This is a genomic window from Methanobrevibacter sp. (assembly GCF_015062985.1).
Classification (GTDB): Archaea; Methanobacteriota; Methanobacteria; order Methanobacteriales; family Methanobacteriaceae; genus Methanocatella.
In genome coordinates, this window is the sequence record NZ_SUTI01000010.1 from 1 (window position 1) to 21035 (window position 21035).

Sequence of the window (21035 nt, forward strand, 5' to 3'; positions counted from 1 at the left end):
GGAAGGGCGTAAGACTCCTAATCTTAAGATCGAGGGTTCAAATCCCTCCAAGTCCGTTTTTAAAAATTATCCAAAGTAAGTATTTTATCTGATTTTTTCTCTTTAAACTCTTTGTTAAATGATATCTGACCGTATTGTCCCCCTCCCCCAGGAACAATATTGATTGTTTTATTTCTAAATGCTTCAATGGCGCCTGCAATGCCTGAATCGATTTTCCCAATATCCTCCAAAGGAACATTTATTAAAACATCTATTTCAGTTACGAATTCATCGATTAATTTTTGCCATTTGCACTGAACCGTTTTTGTTGTAACCCCCTTGTCATAAACGCTGGCTATCAATTCTGCCAAAGGCATCAGATGAACATATTCAGGCCTAAAATCAGGATGTTTTGGTTCGGCATAATCAGCAATTTCAGAAATCCGATAATCAACACCCTTTTTAATTGTCCCGCCACAACTGCATTTCATCTTATTTTCCCGAGCAATATCGGGATCAATTATTTTATAGCATTTTGTGCAAGCGGTCATATGATACTTTCCAAGGTTCGGAACTAAACCGTAATTAGCCATAATCCGCTTATGACCAATTGCATTTTTTATTGAAGAATATGAAATGTCTTCAAGTTCAATCTGATTAAATTCCCTGCCCAACCTGTGAGGCCATGGGGAATGGGCATCGGAATTTGTGAGAAAAGGAAAATCCTTAAGTTCACTGACAGTATCCGCCATATATGTGTCGGCCGAAAGCCCCAGTTCAACAAAATCCGGCTTTTTTTCGTAGCAGTCATAGATGCTGTCATATGATTTGTACATTCCTGTCCAAGGAGTGAATGCATGTGCGGGACCAATCATGCAATCATATTCACGCACCATTTCCAAAAGTTCGGCACCGGTGTATCCTGTTCTTGGCCTCCCATCTGTATTCTTATTCTTTGAAACCAATCGCTCAGACAATTCTCGAGCAATTTCAATATTCGGAATAATAATTACATGATGAATCCTATGCTTTGCCTCAACTTCCGTTGTCAAAACAAAATTCATATCATCAGCTGCATAGATTCCATCGCCAATATAAGTTGTGCTTTCTTCAACAATGTCCAGCCATCCCGGATGAAATGCATCACCAGTTCCTAAAAGATGCAATCCCTTTAATTTGGCTTTAGGAGCCATATTTTTAATTAACATGTCTTTAGAAGATGCGGAAGAAAAGCAACTATGAATATGAAAATCAGCATTCACTAACATATATAACTGTTAGAAAATGAAATTATATTAAATTATCCAATAATTTTTTAACATCAAAAATAGGCATATTTTCCTTTTTAACAGATAAATCAACACTTAACTTATCTTCATTTACTGTTCCGTTAATATTTTCAAGATTTCTTAAAAAACAATTTGTTTTATTTATTAAATCGACCAGCTCATTCTGATTTGTTGGAAAAGTCAGTTTTAAAGTGGGGATATCCAAATCCTCGACAATCTTAACTTCAAGGCTATGGGCATTATTACAGGCATTCCCCCCAAACAATATCAAATCATTTAATGCATCATACATCCTTTCACGTTGACGGGGCCTTTTGCCAAGGACAATGGCTGCATCAGCTCTTTCAACAACCTTTGAAAACAAAAAAAGCCTTCCCCTAACACCGGAAGGAAGTTCACTTGAACAGTATTTATTAATCAGATGATTAAATTTGAAATTCCCCTCACAAATGTCCATATTGTCATATCTGGAAAAATTTGACGGAGATAAATAACTATGCCCATTTTTTTCAATCAAGGGAATTACAATCATTGCCGCATCGGGCACAACTATGACATTCATAAAAAAAAAGTAAAAAAAATATATTGAATTTTATCCAATATATCTTAAATCGTCTGCATTTCCTGCATTAGCTCTGTTAATCAAGTCTTGTTCCATTTGTTGAGCTTTAGCAATCATTTGCCTGGTTTCTTCAGCTCTTTCATCTAACTTATCAATATTAATTTCAAAATTAAGCAATAAGGATAATTTTTTCAGGATAGCTTCAGCGGATTCGGCATCAATGAAATAACCTGGAGTTTCACCCATAAGACAAGTTCCGGAAATTCCTTGACGAAGTCCTAAACCTAAAAATAGTCCAGAAGCTCCGACAATTCCACCATCATTTGACCTGATTTCGATTTCAGCTTCTTTTAGCAATTCAATATTAGCTTCATCGGTAGCAGCACCATAAACTTTAGGCTCTTCTACAGGTTGCGGGATAGCCATCCCACCAAGTGTGTAAATTCTATCAATATTATAACCTTTAACAAATTCTAAAATGTCTTTGCACATCAAATATTGACCTTCTGGAGATAATGCCTGAGTATTACCCACAAGAATAATTAAATCCAAATTGTCTTCACCAACATCCCTTAAGTAATATAACTCATTGAGCATGTTTTCAATAATTCCCTCATCCTTTATAAGGACTTGAGGCGGAAAGGTTGGAGAATATATTTCGGCAAATTTGGTTGCTCCCAATTCGTCGATCATATGATCCGCAGCTAACTTACCAACATGTCCAAGACCAGGTAATGCTTCAATGAAAATAGGATTTTCGAGTTCAACTTCTTCTAAAATAGTAATTTCTGCAGCATTCAATGTGATTACTCCTTCATTGATTCTTTTTTCAGTATACGACGATATTTCCCGTATTTATCCTCAACAGAAAATTTGGGAGGATAAATTACTTTAAGTTTCCCGCCACATTTTGGGCAGGCATCCTTTAAAGTATAAATCCCACATTCCGGACATTTATTCATTTTCATATTCATAAGAATCTAATTAATCTAACTCTCTTAGGAAAGAACCGTTACCATCAGATTCTTCAACAACTGCAATACATCTATCAGCTGCTGCTTTAAGAGCCTTTTCAGCCAATATATAATCAGTAGATTTTACAGTTATTCTGTATCTAGGTGCTCCAACACATTGGACTTTGATTTCTTCTTCATCATCACCGTTATCTTCGGCAGCCTTAAGGGCGGCAATAATAATTTCAACCCCATTTGGCACGAAGGTTTCTATATCAACATAACCGCTGATATGAACTTCCGGAGGAGTGATGTTCTTCTTAGCTACTTCAGTAATAGCATCGGCCCAATCTTGAGGAATGCCTTCTTCAGTAAGAGATTCAGCACCTTCATCAGAAGCTGTTTCAAAAGCACCATAAACATCACCAAAGATGTCCATGAGTTCATAACCAACTTCATCATAAGCCTCATCCAAACTTTTATCTAATGATTTTGCAGATAATTCTAAGAATTTTTCAGCTTTCTGTTCAATTTTCCAATGTTGGATTTTTTTAGTTCTTTGGTCTTCACGGATTCTTTTTAAGGAAGCATCAACATGCCCCTTTTTAGGATTAACTCTGAGAACACGACAAACGATTTTCTGGTTTTCCCTTACATGATCTCTGATGTTTTTTACCCAACCAGAAGATACTTCAGAAATATGAATAAAAGCTTCTTTGCCCTGATATTCTTCTAATTTAGCAAAAGCCCCATAATTAAGAACTTTGTAAACAGTACCGACAATAAGTTCTCCTTCATCAGGCCATTCTTGACTTTTTCTTACCATACTCTCACCAACATTAATAAAAAATATAAAAAATAGTAAAAAATAAGTTAAAAACTAGGAATCTAGTTTAAAACTTTTTCAATGTGTGCTGTGATTTTAGCTTTTGCACCACGAGATTTAACGAGTGTTTTACCACAGATGATACATTTTACATCAGATGCTGCACGATCAAAAATCACTTGTTCATTATCACAATCTAAACATTTAACTTTTAAAAAGTTTCCTCTACCTTTACTAACCATGTTACCACCTATTTAGCTACAAATTCAGGTTTTCCTGTTCTGAAAGATTGTTTAATGTGAGATTTACCACATTCTTTACATTTAAGTCTTAAATCCAATTTTTTAACTGGTTTATTTCCAGCAGGTAAAGGCCTTGGGTAACCTCTATATCCAGCAGTTACACGTCTAAATTGTCTTTGTCCCCAGGTTAATTCACTAGCTTTTTTCTTTTTAGCAGTGTGCACTTCGTGAATTGTGTGTCTTTTACAGTGAGGACAGTATGTTCTTTTTTCTTTTGGTATTTTCATATTTTCACCGTAATTAATAAATCATTGTAAATCTATTAGTGAATTTATCTAAACTCAATTTATATCAAAAAACGTAGAGATTGAAACTGCATTGTAACGCATCAAGTCTACATACAGCAAAAATCCAAATTATAATAAAATATAATTTTTTATTATCACAAATAGATACATCAAATATATTTATTTATCAAGTTATTTAAAGGTAATGGAAAAATAGCTATATTTTTACTTGGCGCCCCTTACGATTTTTGAAAAATATTTTTGCATTAATCAATGGTAAAGTCACCAAATCCTGAGGCCTGAAAGGACCATATACCTTTTCATCCACCCCAACAATAGGTCCCACATCATCAAATACAAGCATAGTAACCAGCTGAGTATCCTTAGCAATTCTTTTAGATTCCAGATCATAGAACTCATCCTGGTCATCCAAAACATTAGGATTTTCTTCAATATCATGAGGTTTCTGCGGAATCTCTTTTTGAACATTGGAAGTATCTTGAGATTTGGCAATCTGTTTTTCAATAGGCTGCCTAGGTTCCTCTTTGATAGGTTTTGCCTTTTTTATTTCCTCCAGTCTGTTCAATACCTCATCATCACTTTCTTTGGCCGGACTGGAAGTCAAAGTATTGGTTTGAGTTTCCTTAGGCTTGATGATAGGTGTTTTGACATCTCCCTTTTCCTCCTCATCAGAGAGCTTATCCAAGGAGATTTCATTCCTATGATTTTTCAAGGTATCAATCAATGAAAAATAAAATTTTTCCTCTTCAGGGGTCAAATTTAAAGGTGTAGTATCAACCAGATCAAACTTAGGCTTACCAGTGAACAAATGATAGGACCTGTGGATATTTACCACTGCAGCCTCAGAAATCTTTTTTTCACGCCTTTCACAAATTTCGGTTGCGATAATCTGAGCCTGCTTAAGCATTCCAGAAACATTTGAAAATGGATCCCTCATTGCCTCTTCTTTAAGCTCATCTATGTATTGCTGAAGTATAGAATAGAAATTATCTTCTACACGAGCTAATGTAGCGTTATTACGTTCTTTTTTCTGAATTTTACGCAATTCCTGATAAAATTGATCCACTTAATACCATCTCTAAAATCTTTTAAAAATAAAAAAAAGTTAAAACAAATGAAATTATTCATCTGTTTCTAATCTAGGAGCAAGCAAGAAACTGAGCTTACCGTCACCGGTGACCATGTTAAGGGTTAAACTTAACGGCATGTCAGTACCTAAACTAATTTCGGCTTCCTCTGAAAATTTATCTGCTTTAAGCATTTCTCTAATCTTGTCTAATGAGAATAAAGATTTTGCATGTTCTTGAATATTTTCACCATGGAGATACTTAATGCTTGCATCACCAAATTCACCATCTGCGGATGCAATAAAGTAATCCTCATCGACCTGCAAAGCAATCTTGTCTGAAAAGATATCAATATCGTTGATACAGTCTTTTAAGATTGAGAAACGAACTTTGAAATTTGTCGGATGATCGATTTGAGGTGGAACTGGGTTATCATATTCCATATCAATCAATCTGATTTTGAAAGTTCTTGTAGCGTCGCCTTCAAAGGTAATTATGAAATTGCCTTCATCAACAGACATCAATACTCTGTCCTGTGATTTAGCCCTTTTAAGAACTCTCATAAATTCATCAGTATCAATGTTAATTTTTTCAGGAACATCACAAATATATTCATCAAATAAACTAGATTTAAGTTCTAAATGAACGAAAGTTATGTGACTGCGGTCTAAGGCATCTAATCTCATACCTTCACTGTCAGTTTGAATCTGTACTTCATCAACAATGGATGAAATAGCGTCAAAACTGGTTTTTAGTATACTAGAATCACTTAATTCTGCTTTAAACATAGATAATCCTCTTATTAATAATGTATTTATATTTGTTTTTTATATATTATAAGTTTATCTTTTCATATAAATTTAAATAGTAACCATACCATAGAGTACTCATGGATGAAAAAATTGCACTTGCTCCCTGCAACGGAATGAGCGCCAATGGATTAGTATGCCGCGTTGCAGTAGGAGATATCAAAAAAGAAAATGAAAATATAATATCTATCTGCATGGGCTCCACTTCAGCAGACATTGAAAATAAAAACACACCGATGCTTAAAAAATACCCTATAATAGCTGTTAACGGCTGTAAAAATAACTGCGTCAATACAATTTTAGAAAACAAGGGAGTGGATGTGTTCAAAACCATTAATGCAGCTGATGTTTTGGAAAATTATAGCGTCTGTGCAAATGACCCTTTCAGATTAGATGATGAAGCTGAGGAATGTGTAAAAATAATTAAAAAAGAGTTGGAAAACTCTTTATAAACATGCATTCTTCATGCTTGAGACATATTCTTTTAAAGCATCACCGGCATCTTCACCATGCTCTTCAATTATTTTTACAATTGCACTTCCGACAATAACGCCGTCAGCGATTTTAGAAATGTCTGAAGCCTGTTCTGGAGTGTTAATACCAAAACCTACTGCCAATGGCAGATCTGTCACTTCACGAATGTCTGATAAAATTGCATTCAAATCCGTTTTGATTTCGGCACGCATACCTGTGACTCCCAAGGAGGAAACAACATATATGAATCCTGTTGCCTCACTGGCAATCATCTTAATTCTTTCACTGGAAGTCGGAGCGATTAGGGATATGACATCAACACCGTTTGATTTGGCAATGTCTGAAATTTCATTTTTCTCTTCATAAGGCAAGTCAGGAGATATTATTCCATCAATTCCCAATTCAGCACATCTTTTGAAGAACTTTTCATATCCGTAAAAGAATACCGGATTGATATAAGTTAAAAATACCAATGGAATATCTGTTTTTTCACGAACTCTTGCCACAATATCAAACACATCATCAGTAGTGGTGTTATGTTTCAATGCCCTTACATTTGCATCCTGAATTACAACCCCTTCAGCCATCGGATCTGAAAATGGAATTCCAATTTCAATCAGATCGCATCCGGCCTCTTCCATAGCCAAAATATATTCTACAGTCTTATCTACTGTTGGGTCGCCTGCTGTTAAAAATCCTATAAATGCAGTTCCATTCTTGAATGCATTAGGTATCTTACTCATTTAAATCAACTCCTCTGTATTCAGCAATTGATCTTACGTCCTTATCTCCCCTACCTGAAAGACAAATCATTATTATTTCATCCTTATCCATTTCAGGAGCCAATTTCATTGCATAAGCAACTGCGTGTGCACTTTCAATAGCTGGGATGATTCCTTCCATTTTTGAGAGGTATTCGAATGCTTCCACCGCTTCCTCATCAGTGACAGGAACATATTCCGCTCTTCCACAGTCCCTCAGATAAGCATGTTCAGGACCTACACCAGGATAGTCAAGGCCTGCTGAAACTGAATAAACAGGGGCAATCTGACCGTAATCACCCTGGTTGAAAATTGATTTCATCCCATGGAATATTCCAATTTTGCCGTTGGTCAATGCAGCCGCATTATATGGAGTGTCAACACCTTTTCCTCCAGCTTCACAGCCGATTAATTTAACCTCTTCATCTTCAATGAAATTATAAAATGCTCCCATTGCATTACTGCCACCTCCAACACAGGCAATTACTGCATTTGGCAATTTTCCTTCTTTTTCCAGAAACTGCTCTCGTGCCTCTGCACTGATAACTGATTGGAAATCACGGACAATCATCGGAAATGGATGAGGTCCCATTGTAGAGCCTATTACATAATTGGTATCATGAACGCGTGCAATCCAATCTCTGAAAGCATCATTTACCGCGTCCTTTAATGTTTTTGTACCTGATTTAACTGTATGAACCTTAGCTCCCAACAATTCCATCCTATAAACGTTCAATGCTTGCCTTTTGGTATCGACTTCCCCCATGAACACTTCACATTCCATGTCCAAAAGTGCTGCCGCAGTGGCGGTTGCCACCCCATGCTGGCCCGCACCTGTTTCGGCAATGACCCTTGTCTTTCCCATTTTTTTAGCAAGCAGAACCTGGCCAAGAACATTGTTAATCTTGTGAGCTCCTGTATGATTCAGGTCTTCACGTTTCAAGTAAATCTTAGCTCCGCCAAGGTCTTCTGTCATTCGTTTAGCGTAATACAATAGGGACGGCCTTCCAGCATATTCTTTCAATAATGTATTGAGCTCATTTACAAATTCCGGATCATTCATATAATGATAATATTGCTCTTCCAAATAGAGCAGCTCATTCATTAATGTTTCAGATATGTACTGACCACCATACTCACCATATCTCCCATTATTCAATTTATAACCTCCATAATCTCCTTTATCTTATTTTCATCTTTAAATCCATCAGTTTCAAGACTGGAACTTAAGTCAACAGCATAAGGATTAAATTCCTTTATGGCTTCACAAATGTTTGAACTGTTCAATCCTCCTGCCAGGAAAAATTCCTTTTTTAAATTTTTTCTAATCAAGCGCCAGTCGAAAGTTTTTCCACTTCCCTTGCCGCTGTCCAAAAGCAAAAAGTCCGCTTCAGATTTTTCATATTCCTCCAAATTGATGTCATTTGACATTTCAATTGCCTTGATGATTTTCAAGTCCCCGCCGGTTTTATCTTTCAAACCGCTGATGAACTCTTCACTTTCACTTCCGTGAAGCTGTGCAATCTCAATTGTTCCGTCATTGAATAAGCTTAATATTTCATCCTGAGAGGAATCTACAAAAACACCTACTGAAATTATATTTGAGTCCAAATTCTTCTTTAATTTACTGGCCAATTCGTGAGAAACTTTTCTTTTACTGTCTGCGAACACAAAACCAATATAATCAGGGTTATACTTGTTTACTATTTCAATATCTTCCAATCTTTTAAGTCCACAGATTTTGATTTTAACCATTCTTCAACTCCGAAATCATAGCCTTCTTATCATCACTTTTCATTAAAGTTTCACCTATTAAAACTGCATCAACATCATTTTCTTTTAATCTAGCAACATCTTCTTTTGTTTTAATGCCGCTTTCTGAAATAAATATGACATCTCCACTAACACATCTACGTAGACTGATACTATTTTCAATGTCAACTGTGAAATCATTTAGGTTCCTGTTGTTGACTCCTATGATTTCCGCTCCGACTGTCATTGCACGCATGATTTCATCACCGTCATGAGTCTCCACAATTGCGGACAATCCCAAATCATGAGCCAGATCCAAATATCTTTTTAGCTGAACAATATCCAATATTGAAACAATCAGTAGAATGGCTGAAGCGCCAAGCAATTTTGCTTCCCAAATCATATATTCATCAACAACGAAATCCTTTCTCAGGACGGGGATGTCTACGGCTTCGGCAATTTCCTTGAGATAATCATCATCCCCCATGAAGAAGTAAGGTTCTGTTAAAACTGATATGGCACTTGCTCCGGCTTCCTCATATTCCTTTGCAATTTTTAAATAGTCGAAATCTTCAGCAATCAGTCCTTTTGAAGGAGAGGCCTTTTTAACTTCCGCAATGATTGAAATATCATCTCCGCTCAGCGCCTCTTTAAATGGAAAATCCTCTGATATCTCCAATTGTGATACTTCCCTTTTAAGTTCATCCAAAGGAATGATTTCTTTTGCCTTCTCAACCCTTTCCTTTGTTTTTTCAACAATTTCATCCAACATAATAATCAGCTGTTTGTAAATTCAATAAATTTTTCAAGTTGTCTTAAAGCTTTCCCGGAATCGATGAGATCCTCTGCTAAAGCAACACCTTCCCTTAAAGATTCGGCTTTTCCTGCAACATACAGACCTGCAGCAGAATTCAAAAGAACGGCGTTTCTCCTTGGGCCTTTTTCACCCTTCAATATTGACAGGGTGATTTCGGCATTCTCTTTTGCATCTCCACCCACAATGTCTTCCTTGGATGCCAACTCCATTCCAAAGAATTCCGGTGAGATTTCATAAGACATTGTTTTACCATCTTTAAGTTCACATACAAAAGTTTTATCACTGACTGAAATCTCATCCATGACATCCATACCATAAACAGATACGGCGGATTTAACACCCAAATTCTTCAATACATCCATCAATGGCTCTACCAATTCCTTTTCATAAACTCCCAACACTTGCATTGTAGCACCGGCAGGATTTGTTAAAGGACCTAGAATATTAAATATTGTCCTTATAGAAAGCTCTTTACGCACATTAGCTACATATTTCATTGATAAATGATAATTCTGAGCAAATAAGAAACATAAATTAATTTCTTCTAGACATTTTAAACTTTTTTCCGGTTCTATGTAAATGTTGACGCCCAGCGCCTCCAATACATCCGCAGCACCACATTTGCTGGATGCGGAACGGTTTCCATGCTTTGCAACCGGAACACCCGCAGCCGAAATGACAATCGACGATGTGGTTGAAATATTGAAGGTGTTTGATCCATCCCCTCCGGTTCCGACGATTTCCAAAACCTCTTTGTCATTCAATAATCTTACACAATGAGCTCTCATGGCTTCAGCGGATGCAGTGATTTCATCTATTGTTTCACCTTTCATGGACATTGCTGTTAAATAGGCGCTCATTTGAACTTCACTTGCTTCACCACTCATGATTTCATCCATAGTTTGATATGCTTCATCATAAGTTAAATCTTCATGTTTATATACTTTTAAAATAGCTTCCTTAATCATAAAATCCCTTTATCTACTTTTTCTAAAAAATTTCTCATAATTGTTAACCCATCAGGTGTTAATATAGATTCCGGATGAAACTGAAGGCCATAGACATTAAAATCAACATGTTTTACAGCCATGATTTCACCATCATCCTTTGATTTTGAAATGATTTCAAGACACTCAGGAAGAGTATCCTTAACCAGGCTTAAAGAATGATACCTGCCAACGCTAATTTCACTAGGCAGACCCTTAAAGATATAATCATAATCCAAGGAAATATCTGAAGATTTACCGTGCATTAATCTTTTAGCGTGAGATATCCTGCCCCCTAATGCTTCACATATTGCCTGATGGCCTAAACAAACCCCCAATATAGGAATTGAATTGTGAAATTCCTTTACAATATCAACACAGATTCCTGCATTTTCAGGCCTTCCAGGTCCGGGAGACAAAATAATGCATTCCGGATTTAAACTTTTAATCTCTTCGATTGTAATCTTATCATTTCTATAAACTTGAATATCTGAATTGATTTCAGCAATTAGCTGAACAAGATTAAATGAAAAACTGTCATAATTATCAATTAAAATAATCATTCAATACCCCCATCAGCAATTTCTAAGGCATTTATAACCGCTTTAGCCTTATTTAAGCATTCATCAAATTCCTTGTCAGGGACGCTATCCGCCACAATTCCTGCACCGGAACGGATGAAAACCTTGTTGTTGCGTGCAAATGCAATTCTTATGGAGATGCAAGTATCAATATTTCCGCTTAAATCAATATAACCAATCGCACCACCGTAGATTCCTCTTTTATTGTCCTCCAATTCATTGATTATTTCACATGCCCTAATCTTTGGAGCTCCGGACAATGTTCCTGCCGGCAATATTGAGTCAATAGCAGAAAGCGAATCCAAATCGCTTCTCAACGTTCCGGATACAGTTGAGCCAATGTGCATTACATGAGAAAATCTCTCAACAGACAGATATTTGTCAACCTTTACAGATCCAAATTCTGCAATTCTTCCAATGTCATTCCTTCCCAAATCCACAAGCATGTTATGTTCGGCCAACTCCTTTTCATCCGCCAACAATTCCTTTTCTAGGTTCATGTCCTCCTCTTCAGTTTCACCGCGGGGCCTTGTTCCTGCAAGAGGGAAAGTATAGAGTTTATCATCAGTTAGTTTGACTAGCGTTTCAGGTGATGCCCCTGCAATCTCAATGTCATCACTTGAAAAGTAAAACATGTAAGGAGATGGATTGGTTGTTCTCAATACCCTATAAGTATCAAACAAGCTTCCGGAAATATCCGCTTCTATCCTGTTTGAGAGTACAACTTGAAATATGTCCCCCTCATAAATATATTTTTTTGCTGCATCAACCATTTTACAATATTTGTCTCGTGAAAAAATAGGCTTAAAATCTGATTGTAAGCTAAGTGGTATAATTTTAGATTTTTTTCCATTTTTGATTAAATGAGCAATTTCTTTTAACTCCTCACATGCTTTTTTATAGTTATTTTCCAAATCATCGGTCTTGATATTGGAAATAAGAATGATTTTCTGTTTGAAATTGTCAAATGCAATTACCTTATCAAATAGCATCAAATCGATGTCCTTAAAGCAATCCTGGTTTTCAGCATCCAAGTTCAATGACGGTTCAACGTATTTGATATAGTCATATGCAAAATAACCGACAAATCCACCTGTAAATGGAGGCAGATAATCAAGCTTTGGAGACCTGTTTTCTTTTACAATCCCCTTAATAATTTCACTTGGATTGCGGGTTTCGATAATTTCCTCATCATCTGTCAGGCCATTGAAATCCTTATCTCCCCTGATATGTACAGTTCCGTCCTGACATGTGAACTCCAATATCGGATCGAATCCTAAAAAGCTGTATCTTCCCCATTTTTGTGAATCTTCAACACTTTCCAACATGTAAACATGCTTGCTGATACCTTTTAAAATTCTTAAAACGCCTATTGGAGTGACAATATCTGAAAATAATTCATAAGATATTGGAATGCATTTAAACTCCTTATTTTGTGCAATTTTTTTTACTTCATCTAAACTTGGGGAAAACATCATATCACATTTTTTATTTTACATAATATAATTAGTATAATGTACTATTTAAAACCTTGTTGTAACAATTTGTACATTGATAAAAAAATTTAAAAAAATTTAATTCATTTTGTCCTGTTCCTTGCTGAACTGGATTACTATCTTTTTAATTTCCCTGCTTTCCAGATATGGGAGTTTATCGGCAATTTCCTTTTCCAAATTCCTATTCAGTTGAAGCCTTTTTTCAGCGTACTCTTCACCTTCATATTCGCTGCGGTACTGTTTATTCAAATTTGAATACTTTGTAATCAAAGGCTGGAGAATGGAACCTATATCCTCGTCCAACTTATCATTGATAATCTTCTGCTTTCTAATCTGTATGACAAATCCGACAACAGTTATGAAAAATCCCAGAACAGTTATTGTCAATGCAGGAACAAAAACTTTCTCATTACCTACAAACATGACAGTTAAAAAGATGCCAACAAATATCAAAACAATTCCGATTTTTCTTAAATCCATAATAGAATATCTATAATTCACTATTATTTAATCTTATTCAATTCCCGAACAATTGAAACAATGAGTAAAATAGCTGACACAATAGCTAAAAAAGAGACACATCCCATGACAACACTATTTGTAAACAGCAGGTTGTTTGTGTCCAAAACCACTATGCTTTCAGCAATGAAATTATTTAAAAAGTGTGCCAATATCGCAACAACAATATTGTCTGTCTTAATATACAGGATAGCCATGCAAATTGAAAAAACAAATGCTGAAGTGATATTTCCGAAAGTGTGCAATGCTGCAAAGAGAAGAGATATAATCAATATTGAAAAAAGTGGCGGGACAATAATGTTCAACTTATTCATAAAAATACCCCTAAAGAATAGCTCCTCAAAAACAGGAGATATGAAAACTGTAGCGACAAAACTGGAAATTACAATTGAATAGGTTAAATCAATAGAAGACATGTTCAAATAAACTAAGAAGTTTAAAGCAGGGAATATATTCAAAATTGAATCTGCCAAGTACAATAGGCCATATGATAAGAAAATATTCAATATGACAACAAATAGAGCATATTTAAACAAATCAATAGAAAATGCCTCAAAAATATCATGTTTTAAACTTGAAAAATTTCCAATTTTATACAAAATATAACATATTAGAAAAATATTGATAAAAATCGGGTCGATGTGAAAAATGTTCAAACGATTAATAATAAACATTAGAACAAATAGAATAATCATTAAAGAAATTACTTCTTTTAAACTAATTTGTTTAAGTTTATCGTTGAATAAAGACATGTGGATCACTTAAAAATAAAAAAATCAATCCTAAAATTTTTTGATAAAACTGTCTGATAAGTGAAAGACAATTAAAAATTATAGCCAAATAATCAATTATTCATTTAATAATACATTCAATCATCTTCATTGAAGATGAAAACATCTTCTATAGCATTTTTACCCAAAATCTTAGTTATATGATAGGCCAATAATAAGGAAGGGTTATAGCGAGCATTTTCTAAAGCATTTATTGTTTGACGTGTTACACCAGCTAAATCAGCGAGTTGCTGTTGGGTTATGCCTTTTTTTTGGCGCAACAGTCTTATTCTTGTTTCCAACTAACCACCTATTATGATTATAACAGTGATATTAAATCTTTATATAAAACAATATAAATGTTTCCAAAACGTTTACCTAAACTATAATAATTTAAAAATTAAATATTATATTATTCAATTAATAATTTATGCGAGTTGATAAAAAATGGCTATACACCCAATTGAATTTAGATATGGGACACCCGAAATGAAAAACATTTGGGAAGAAGAGAATAAATTACAAAAAATGTTAGATGTGGAATCCGCATTAGCTCAAGCTGAAGGAAAACTCGGCATTATACCTCAAGAGGTTGCCGATGAGATTGCGGCCAAAGCAAACACCAAATATGTTAAATTAGAAAGAATGAAAGAAATCGAAGCAGAAACCAACCATGACATAGCTGCTTTATCAAAATCTATTACAGAAGTTTGTGAAAACGGTGCCGGAGAATATGTGCACTTTGGAGCAACATCCAATGATATAGTAGACAGTTCAAATTCATTGTTAATTAAAGATTCCATTGGAGTATTGAAAGAAAAATTGGAAAGATTGACTAAAATAATGCTTGATTTGGCAAAAGAAAACAAGATGAAAGTCTGCATAGGACGTACACACGGCCAACATGCGCTTCCAACCACATATGGAATGAAATTTGGTCTATGGGCTGATGAACTCCACAGACAATATGAACGACTGGAACATGCTGAATCTAATGTATGTATCGGAATGATGGACGGGGCAGTAGGAACAACAGCCGCTTTAGGCGAACAAGGATGGGAAATACATAAAACCGTTGCTGAAATATTAGGATTGCCTGCAGCAACAATAACAAACCAAGTTGTCCAAAGAGACAATCACGTAGAATTCATTAGTGTTTTAGCCAACATCGCAAGTACTTTAGATAAAATCGCTCTTGAAATCAGAAGCCTGCAAAGAACAGAAATCATGGAAGTGGGCGAATATTTCGATCCTGAAAAACAAGTCGGAAGCAGTACAATGCCGCACAAAATGAATCCGATTACAGCAGAAAGGATTTGTGGAGTGGCAAGAATTGTCAAATCATTCATCAATGCCGCATTGGACAACAACCCTCTTTGGCATGAAAGAGACCTGACCAATTCCTCCTGTGAAAGGATAATGTTTCCGGAAAGCTGTATATTAACCGATTACATCTTAAACTTAACAATTAAATTAATGAATAACTTAGTTTTCTACGATGAAAACATCGAAAGAAACCTAAACCTAACCAACGGATTAATCATGGCTGAAAGGTTAATGGCAGAACTTACCCGTGCAGGAATGGGAAAACAAACCGCATACGGAATTGTAAGAAAAAATGCCATTAAAGCAAACAAAGAAAAGTTATTGCTTGGTGAGTTAATCTTAGAGGACGAGGAAGTTCAAAAATACTTGACCAAAGAAGATGTCGATAAACTGATGGACCCTCACACCTACATCGGATCCATACCAACCATCATTGATGAACTGCTTGAAAAGTCCGAAAGTTGGTTTTAAAATTAAAAAAAGAATTAATTGAATGATTTCAATTAATTTTTACTATTTTTTCTTTTTATCTCAGGAACATACCTCTTAAGCATTAATGAAAGAGATATTACAGTTACTGAACTCATTGCCATAGCCAATCCTGCAAGAGCTGGTTCGAATGTTATTCCAAAGGCAGGATATAACACACCTGCAGCAACCGGAATTAAAATTGAGTTATATGCAAATGCCCAGAAAATGTTTTCCTTGATTCTACGCATTACCTTTTTAGAGAATTGCACTGCGGCAACAACATTTTCCAAATCTCCTTCCATGACAACAATGTCACCGCTTTCCATAGCGATGTCAGTACCGTTGCCCATAGCTACACCGATATCTGCCTGTGTAAGTGCAGGAGCATCATTAATGCCGTCCCCAACAAATAGAACCTTTTTAGTATGGTTTGCCTGAGCTTTCTTAACAATGTCCAACTTATTTTCAGGAAGAACCCCTGCTTTGACATTGTCAATTCCAACTTCACGTGCAACATTTAAGGCAGTGGATTCATTGTCCCCTGTCAACATATAAGTTTCAACACCCATCTTGTGGAACTCTTCGATTGTCCTTTTGGATGTTGGTTTAATCTTATCAGATAGGCTTAAAATTCCCTTAACGCTTTTGTCCTTAGCCAGAAATATGATGGTTTTGGACAATTTTTCAAGTTCATGATATTTATCAACAAGTTCAGAAGAGACTTCAACATCTTCAGACTGCATTAAAGCCAAATTACCCGCTAAAACTTCGCTGCCATTTAACTCAGCCTTTAAGCCCTTACCGGTTATATTTTCAAAGCGTGATGTTGAATCCAAATCAATGTTTAATTCCCGGGATTTGTTCACGATAGCTTTAGCAATGGGGTGATTTGAATTTTGCTCAACACTGGCGGCAAGCTTGATTAATTCTTCATCAGAAACATCATATGGAATGACATCATCCACTTCAGGCTTTCCTTCGGTTATTGTACCTGTCTTGTCAAATGCAGCCACATCAACCTGCCCTGCATTTTCCAGAGTATCACCATTTTTAATTAGGATTCCGTATTCTGCAGCCCTTCCAACACCTACGGTAACGGCGGTTGGAGTTGCAAGACCAAGCGCACATGGGCATGCCACCACCAGAATTGAAATCAGACATGTAAGTGAGAACAATAAGGAGGCACCTAGCACAAAGTACCAAATCAGGAATACGACAATGGCTATTGTCAAAATAACCGGAATGAAATATGAAACAATTGTATTTGCGAACTTTTGAACCGGTGGTCTTGATGACTGTGCCTTTTCAACAAGGCGAATGATATTGGACAGTACAGTTTCCTTTCCAATCTTTTTTGCCTTAATGTGGAGCACACCATCCTGATTAATGGTTCCTGCAAATACTTCTTCACCGTCTTTTTTAACTTTAGGAATCGGTTCACCGTTTATCATGGATTCATCAACATATGACTCTCCACCAACAACATCCCCATCAACAGGTATCTTATCACCAGGCTTTACCAGAAGCAGATCATCAATGACAATATCTGATATTGAAACTTCCTTCTGAGATGTTATTTCACCGTTTTCATCAATTTCTATGGCTGTTGCGACAGTTGGCTGAAGGCCAATCAATTCGCGAATTGAATCGGAAGTCCTTTTTTTAGCCCTTGCCTCAAGATATCTTCCTATCATCAAAAATGACGGAAGCATTACTGCGGAGTCATAAAACATGAATGTGTGGTCCAGGACAATACCAAATGTTCCTAAAATACTTGAAACGTATGCAACTAGGATACCCATTGAATACATTACATCCATGTTCAGGTTTTTATGCATTAATCCGTTGATTCCTGCCTTTAAAATCGGTAGGGAAACATATAAAAAAGGACCTATACTTACGATTAATGACAAAAGTCCCATGGAAGAAATATGCAGGCCTGTTACCTGGTGGATTGAATGGGTCAATCCCATTAACGGATCCCATCCGCTAAACATTAAAATCATTAAAATAGCTGAAAATATTAAACCTACAATGATTCTGTTACGTTTTTCCTTTAAGTCCTGCTGGTAGATTGCCTCTTCGTCGATTTCCGTTTGCCCTTCAACGCCGAGAAGTTCAAAACCCAACGAAGTGATTACCTCATCAATTTCATCCAATGTTACTTTAGATGAATCATATCTTATTCTTGCAGATTGTGAAGTCAAATCAGCCTTAACGTCAAAAATCCCGTCTAACCTGATTAAAAAATTCTCAACATTCATTGTGCATGAAGCGCAATGCATCCCCTGAATCCTTATTGTCATTTCATCAGAGTGAAGATCAAAACCAAGATTCTTAACTAACCTCTCAATCTCTTCATAGGAAATCTTTTTAGTATCAACTGTAATGTGTAATTTGTTTGCCGCAAGGTCCGCATCAACCTCTTCTACACCTTCAATCCTTCCAAAGGTTTTATTGACGCTTAAGACACATGAAGCACAGTGCATTCCTTCAATTGGCAAATCCATATGCTTATGCTTTACCAAAGTATCACAACCGTTTCAATTCTATAAAACTAAATATCTATTTCAAATATTATAAAAGTTTAGGTTATACTAAATAATGTTTAAAAATTAAAAATAAGTTATAATATATTTATTTTACCAATTTGCCGTCCTGAATGACAATTAAAACGTTATCGTTATCACTTAAAATAGAAATGTCATCCATAGGATTTGAATTGACTAAAATCAAGTCCGCCACGTAATTTTCCTTAATGATTCCCAAATCATCTTTTCCTAAAAATTCCGCAGCCTTAATTGTACCGCTGGCCAGTGCTTCAGCTTCACTCATTCCGATGTCTGTTAAATGAACCAATTCTTCCAGGTTATGTCCATGAGGAATGACCCCACTATCTGTTCCCATCAAAATGTTAACGCCTTCCTGGTAAGCGGTTGAAATGTTTTCCTTGTGGACTTTAACTACTTCCTTTAATTTAGCGGTTTTCTCTTCTGCATAATTATCCCATGCCGGAAATCCGCTCTTATATAAAAATTGATGAACAAGAAGTGTCGGAACCAAACTTACATTGTTTTTAGCCATTTTGCAGGATGTTTTTTTATCAATGAATGTTCCATGTTCAATTGAGGAAAATCCTGCATCAATACAATTGTTCATTCCTTTTAAACTATGGCAATGAGCTGAAACTTTCATATTGTTCACAGCAGCCTCATTGACGATTGTCTTAAGTTCCTTTTTGTTGAATTGTGCGAATTCGGGAGAGGTGTTTGTAGTCAAAACACCGCCGCTGCACATCACCTTGATAAAATCAGCACCTGCCCTTTTAACTTCACGGGTCTTTTTCAGAACTTCCTCAACACCGTCGCATCTTCCTTTTGGAAACCCCGGATACATTATTTCCATGTCCCATCCTGAAGGAAGAAGCAGATCAAAATGTCCTCCTGTCATCACTAACGGAGTGATTGACAGATGGACTTTGGGGGCTATAAAAAGCCCTCGTTGTTGAGCCAACTTAAAACTTAAATCTGCTGAACCACAATCCCTAATTGTTGTAACACCTGCATTGACTGTTTGTAAAGAGTGAGGAACCGCATTGTAAAAATGAATTCCTAATGGATTTGCCATGTTTTCTTCCTTGTGGAAACCTTTTGCGAAAATGTGTGTGTGGCAATCAATAAAACCCGGAAGCAAAAAGTTGTCCTCACCATCAATAACCTTTACATCAGTTTTAGTGGCTATTTTGCCTGATGAGATTTCTTTAATAAATTTGTCTTCGATTAATACATTCTGATGAGTCCTGATGTCCTCATTCGGATTTAAGATGTTTACATTCTCAATTAGAGTTTGCATGTTATCACTATAATATTTCTATTGTTCCATTGTCCCCATCCACTTCAACTAAAGTTCCAGTTGTCAAATCTTTAGTTTCAGAAGGTGAATCAACCATTGGAATATCTGACATGATTGCTCCAGTTGCTATAATCGGTTCTGCATTAAGACATATAATGGCTTTAGGAGCAGTATTGTTCTTCATCATCTGGAAAATAACATATGACCCGACTGTTGAGCCTTTACCTCCCGGGATGAATAAGACTTTATCCTTTATGCATTCACCTTTTAATTCATGTGTTGGATCAATTATCACACCTGTTTCAGGATTGACTCCACCTAAAAAGCTTATGGGTTCAGATGAAACAATTAATTCTCCTTTTCCTTTTCCTTTTGCAATATTTCTACATTCAATCATTTAATCACCAATAAATGAGATTAGAATAACTTATCTTCAACATATTCCCCGCGGTTAATGGCTTCAGTTGATTTGATTGAATCAATCAAAGCCCCGAGCCATACTGCTATCATTAAAACGATACCTATGAATAAAAAAATGAGAATAGCTGAAACAATATAAGCAAGAATAAATGAAATTCCTTTTTTGCTTAAACCAAGATACAAATGACCAAGACCAGGGAATAAAAAGCTTAAGATTGGTGATAGAAGCACATTTTTCTCTTCAGAAGCCGGCCTATTAGCTACCCTAACACCACAATGAGGACATATTTCAGCGTTGATGTCTATTTTTTTACCACAATTTTGGCAGAATTTTGTTTGTGGTTTTTCCTCACCAATTAATCTGAAACCACATTTAGAGCAGAAAACTGTTTCTGGAGTAACTTCATTTCCACAGTTAGGGCAAAATTTAGATTTTTTAACAACATTGACATCTACTGCTTCTTCTTTTTCTTCGATTGGTTCTTCGATGATTTCCTCTTTTTCCTCAACAACATCATCGACAGATTCCTCTTCAATAGCTTCAACTTCCTCAGCAGGCCCTTCAAGAACCTCTTCCACAGGAACTTCCTCAACAGCTTCCTCTTCAATAGCTTCAACTTCTTCAACAGGAACATCTTCAACTACTTCTTTACCAATAGCATCGTCGATTTTTTCTTCGGAAACAGCATCAGCAACTTCTGGAAGACGACTTCCACAGTTGGAACAGAATTTTGCATCTTTTACTTCTTTTCCACAATCTGGACAAATTACCATT

25 protein-coding genes are annotated in these 21035 nt (G+C 35.9%); 2 read left to right on the forward strand and 23 right to left on the reverse strand.

What is annotated here, in order from left to right; all coding sequences use genetic code 11:
• Nucleotides 1-59 precede the first annotated feature (59 nt).
• The 9 genes from E7Z77_RS05835 to pcn form a co-directional block, all read right to left on the reverse strand.
• Complete coding sequence (locus E7Z77_RS05835) at nt 60-1247, reverse strand: TIGR00375 family protein (protein ID WP_292751327.1); 1188 nt, start codon at nt 1245-1247, stop codon at nt 60-62.
• Nucleotides 1248-1269: 22 nt separating this feature from the next.
• Nucleotides 1270-1830: a DUF2112 family protein gene (locus E7Z77_RS05840; protein WP_292751330.1), complete on the reverse strand. Its 561-nt coding sequence runs from the start codon at nt 1828-1830 to the stop codon at nt 1270-1272.
• A 30-nt stretch (nt 1831-1860) separates the two neighbouring features.
• Nucleotides 1861-2631, reverse strand: a complete 771-nt coding sequence (locus E7Z77_RS05845; RefSeq protein ID WP_292751333.1) for a proteasome assembly chaperone family protein — start codon at nt 2629-2631, stop codon at nt 1861-1863.
• A 5-nt stretch (nt 2632-2636) separates the two neighbouring features.
• Nucleotides 2637-2804: an RNA-protein complex protein Nop10 gene (locus E7Z77_RS05850; protein WP_292751336.1), complete on the reverse strand. Its 168-nt coding sequence runs from the start codon at nt 2802-2804 to the stop codon at nt 2637-2639.
• Between the two features lie 10 nt (nt 2805-2814).
• On the reverse strand, nt 2815-3609 hold the full coding sequence (locus E7Z77_RS05855; RefSeq protein WP_292751339.1) for a translation initiation factor IF-2 subunit alpha: 795 nt from the start codon (nt 3607-3609) through the stop codon (nt 2815-2817).
• Nucleotides 3610-3671: 62 nt separating this feature from the next.
• The gene (locus E7Z77_RS05860) at nt 3672-3851 is read right to left on the reverse strand and encodes a 30S ribosomal protein S27e (RefSeq protein ID WP_067044971.1); all 180 of its coding nucleotides are present in this window, start codon (nt 3849-3851) and stop codon (nt 3672-3674) included.
• A gap of 8 nt (nt 3852-3859) precedes the next feature.
• Nucleotides 3860-4138: a 50S ribosomal protein L44e gene (locus E7Z77_RS05865; protein ID WP_292751341.1), complete on the reverse strand. Its 279-nt coding sequence runs from the start codon at nt 4136-4138 to the stop codon at nt 3860-3862.
• 217 nt (nt 4139-4355) lie between these two features.
• Nucleotides 4356-5225: a hypothetical protein gene (locus E7Z77_RS05870; RefSeq protein WP_292751344.1), complete on the reverse strand. Its 870-nt coding sequence runs from the start codon at nt 5223-5225 to the stop codon at nt 4356-4358.
• Between the two features lie 54 nt (nt 5226-5279).
• Nucleotides 5280-6014 (reverse strand): proliferating cell nuclear antigen (pcna), encoded by a 735-nt coding sequence (gene pcn, locus E7Z77_RS05875; RefSeq protein ID WP_292751347.1) that lies wholly within the window; start codon nt 6012-6014, stop codon nt 5280-5282.
• A 101-nt stretch (nt 6015-6115) separates the two neighbouring features.
• Here pcn and E7Z77_RS05880 point away from each other — a divergent pair, with 101 nt between their 5' ends.
• Complete coding sequence (locus tag E7Z77_RS05880; protein WP_292751350.1) at nt 6116-6487, forward strand: putative zinc-binding protein; 372 nt, start codon at nt 6116-6118, stop codon at nt 6485-6487.
• Here the strand turns inward: E7Z77_RS05880 and trpA are convergent.
• From trpA to E7Z77_RS05930, 10 genes are all read right to left on the reverse strand, one after another.
• On the reverse strand, nt 6482-7252 hold the full coding sequence (trpA, locus tag E7Z77_RS05885; protein ID WP_292751353.1) for a tryptophan synthase subunit alpha: 771 nt from the start codon (nt 7250-7252) through the stop codon (nt 6482-6484). The two genes, E7Z77_RS05880 and trpA, sit on opposite strands and share 6 nt — an antisense overlap.
• Entirely contained in the window at nt 7245-8429 is a 1185-nt protein-coding gene (trpB, locus tag E7Z77_RS05890; protein WP_292751356.1) for a tryptophan synthase subunit beta, read from the reverse strand. The genes trpA and trpB overlap by 8 nt, the downstream gene beginning before the upstream one ends.
• The gene (locus E7Z77_RS05895) at nt 8426-9025 is read right to left on the reverse strand and encodes a phosphoribosylanthranilate isomerase (RefSeq protein ID WP_292751359.1); all 600 of its coding nucleotides are present in this window, start codon (nt 9023-9025) and stop codon (nt 8426-8428) included. The genes trpB and E7Z77_RS05895 overlap by 4 nt, the downstream gene beginning before the upstream one ends.
• Nucleotides 9018-9794, reverse strand: a complete 777-nt coding sequence (gene trpC / locus E7Z77_RS05900; protein WP_292751361.1) for an indole-3-glycerol phosphate synthase TrpC — start codon at nt 9792-9794, stop codon at nt 9018-9020. Before trpC ends, E7Z77_RS05895 begins: the two co-directional genes overlap by 8 nt.
• A gap of 5 nt (nt 9795-9799) precedes the next feature.
• The gene (gene trpD / locus E7Z77_RS05905) at nt 9800-10807 is read right to left on the reverse strand and encodes an anthranilate phosphoribosyltransferase (RefSeq protein ID WP_292751364.1); all 1008 of its coding nucleotides are present in this window, start codon (nt 10805-10807) and stop codon (nt 9800-9802) included.
• The gene (locus E7Z77_RS05910) at nt 10804-11388 is read right to left on the reverse strand and encodes an aminodeoxychorismate/anthranilate synthase component II (protein WP_292751366.1); all 585 of its coding nucleotides are present in this window, start codon (nt 11386-11388) and stop codon (nt 10804-10806) included. The genes trpD and E7Z77_RS05910 overlap by 4 nt, the downstream gene beginning before the upstream one ends.
• A complete protein-coding gene (gene trpE, locus E7Z77_RS05915) occupies nt 11385-12881 on the reverse strand; it encodes an anthranilate synthase component I (RefSeq protein WP_292751368.1) in 1497 nt (498 codons plus the stop codon). Before trpE ends, E7Z77_RS05910 begins: the two co-directional genes overlap by 4 nt.
• A 99-nt stretch (nt 12882-12980) precedes the next feature.
• Nucleotides 12981-13382 (reverse strand): hypothetical protein, encoded by a 402-nt coding sequence (locus E7Z77_RS05920; protein WP_292751371.1) that lies wholly within the window; start codon nt 13380-13382, stop codon nt 12981-12983.
• 23 nt (nt 13383-13405) lie between these two features.
• Nucleotides 13406-14020 carry a CPBP family intramembrane glutamic endopeptidase gene (locus E7Z77_RS05925; RefSeq protein WP_292751374.1) on the reverse strand — a complete coding sequence of 205 codons (615 nt, stop codon included), beginning with the start codon at nt 14018-14020 and terminating at the stop codon, nt 13406-13408.
• A 269-nt stretch (nt 14021-14289) separates the two neighbouring features.
• Nucleotides 14290-14493: a helix-turn-helix transcriptional regulator gene (locus E7Z77_RS05930; protein WP_292751377.1), complete on the reverse strand. Its 204-nt coding sequence runs from the start codon at nt 14491-14493 to the stop codon at nt 14290-14292.
• 145 nt (nt 14494-14638) lie between these two features.
• Here E7Z77_RS05930 and purB point away from each other — a divergent pair, with 145 nt between their 5' ends.
• Nucleotides 14639-15988 (forward strand): adenylosuccinate lyase, encoded by a 1350-nt coding sequence (gene purB / locus E7Z77_RS05935; RefSeq protein ID WP_292751380.1) that lies wholly within the window; start codon nt 14639-14641, stop codon nt 15986-15988.
• Between the two features lie 32 nt (nt 15989-16020).
• On the opposite strand, the gene E7Z77_RS05940 is transcribed toward purB, so the two are convergent.
• From E7Z77_RS05940 to E7Z77_RS05955, 4 genes are all read right to left on the reverse strand, one after another.
• Complete coding sequence (locus E7Z77_RS05940; RefSeq protein ID WP_292751383.1) at nt 16021-18516, reverse strand: heavy metal translocating P-type ATPase; 2496 nt, start codon at nt 18514-18516, stop codon at nt 16021-16023.
• 109 nt (nt 18517-18625) lie between these two features.
• Entirely contained in the window at nt 18626-19840 is a 1215-nt protein-coding gene (locus tag E7Z77_RS05945) for an amidohydrolase family protein (RefSeq protein WP_292751386.1), read from the reverse strand.
• Between the two features lie 7 nt (nt 19841-19847).
• Entirely contained in the window at nt 19848-20237 is a 390-nt protein-coding gene (locus E7Z77_RS05950) for a DUF126 domain-containing protein (RefSeq protein ID WP_292751390.1), read from the reverse strand.
• A 20-nt stretch (nt 20238-20257) separates the two neighbouring features.
• Complete coding sequence (locus E7Z77_RS05955) at nt 20258-21034, reverse strand: zinc-ribbon domain-containing protein (RefSeq protein WP_292751393.1); 777 nt, start codon at nt 21032-21034, stop codon at nt 20258-20260.
• Nucleotide 21035 lies beyond the last annotated feature (1 nt).

What these genes read in the sequence shown, in the direction of transcription:
- E7Z77_RS05835 (WP_292751327.1), bottom strand. Translation starts at nt 1,247, where the DNA reads ATGTTAGTGAATGCTGATTTTCATATTCATAGTTGCTTTTCTTCCGCA.
- E7Z77_RS05840 (WP_292751330.1), bottom strand. Translation starts at nt 1,830, where the DNA reads ATGAATGTCATAGTTGTGCCCGATGCGGCAATGATTGTAATTCCCTTG.
- E7Z77_RS05850 (WP_292751336.1), bottom strand. Translation starts at nt 2,804, where the DNA reads ATGAATATGAAAATGAATAAATGTCCGGAATGTGGGATTTATACTTTA.
- E7Z77_RS05855 (WP_292751339.1), bottom strand. Translation starts at nt 3,609, where the DNA reads ATGGTAAGAAAAAGTCAAGAATGGCCTGATGAAGGAGAACTTATTGTC.
- E7Z77_RS05860 (WP_067044971.1), bottom strand. Translation starts at nt 3,851, where the DNA reads ATGGTTAGTAAAGGTAGAGGAAACTTTTTAAAAGTTAAATGTTTAGAT.
- E7Z77_RS05865 (WP_292751341.1), bottom strand. Translation starts at nt 4,138, where the DNA reads ATGAAAATACCAAAAGAAAAAAGAACATACTGTCCTCACTGTAAAAGA.
- pcn (WP_292751347.1), bottom strand. Translation starts at nt 6,014, where the DNA reads ATGTTTAAAGCAGAATTAAGTGATTCTAGTATACTAAAAACCAGTTTT.
- E7Z77_RS05880 (WP_292751350.1), top strand. Translation starts at nt 6,116, where the DNA reads ATGGATGAAAAAATTGCACTTGCTCCCTGCAACGGAATGAGCGCCAAT.
- trpA (WP_292751353.1), bottom strand. Translation starts at nt 7,252, where the DNA reads ATGAGTAAGATACCTAATGCATTCAAGAATGGAACTGCATTTATAGGA.
- E7Z77_RS05895 (WP_292751359.1), bottom strand. Translation starts at nt 9,025, where the DNA reads ATGGTTAAAATCAAAATCTGTGGACTTAAAAGATTGGAAGATATTGAA.
- trpC (WP_292751361.1), bottom strand. Translation starts at nt 9,794, where the DNA reads ATGTTGGATGAAATTGTTGAAAAAACAAAGGAAAGGGTTGAGAAGGCA.
- trpD (WP_292751364.1), bottom strand. Translation starts at nt 10,807, where the DNA reads ATGATTAAGGAAGCTATTTTAAAAGTATATAAACATGAAGATTTAACT.
- E7Z77_RS05910 (WP_292751366.1), bottom strand. Translation starts at nt 11,388, where the DNA reads ATGATTATTTTAATTGATAATTATGACAGTTTTTCATTTAATCTTGTT.
- trpE (WP_292751368.1), bottom strand. Translation starts at nt 12,881, where the DNA reads ATGTTTTCCCCAAGTTTAGATGAAGTAAAAAAAATTGCACAAAATAAG.
- E7Z77_RS05920 (WP_292751371.1), bottom strand. Translation starts at nt 13,382, where the DNA reads ATGGATTTAAGAAAAATCGGAATTGTTTTGATATTTGTTGGCATCTTT.
- purB (WP_292751380.1), top strand. Translation starts at nt 14,639, where the DNA reads ATGGCTATACACCCAATTGAATTTAGATATGGGACACCCGAAATGAAA.
- E7Z77_RS05945 (WP_292751386.1), bottom strand. Translation starts at nt 19,840, where the DNA reads ATGCAAACTCTAATTGAGAATGTAAACATCTTAAATCCGAATGAGGAC.
- E7Z77_RS05950 (WP_292751390.1), bottom strand. Translation starts at nt 20,237, where the DNA reads ATGATTGAATGTAGAAATATTGCAAAAGGAAAAGGAAAAGGAGAATTA.
- E7Z77_RS05955 (WP_292751393.1), bottom strand. Translation starts at nt 21,034, where the DNA reads ATGGTAATTTGTCCAGATTGTGGAAAAGAAGTAAAAGATGCAAAATTC.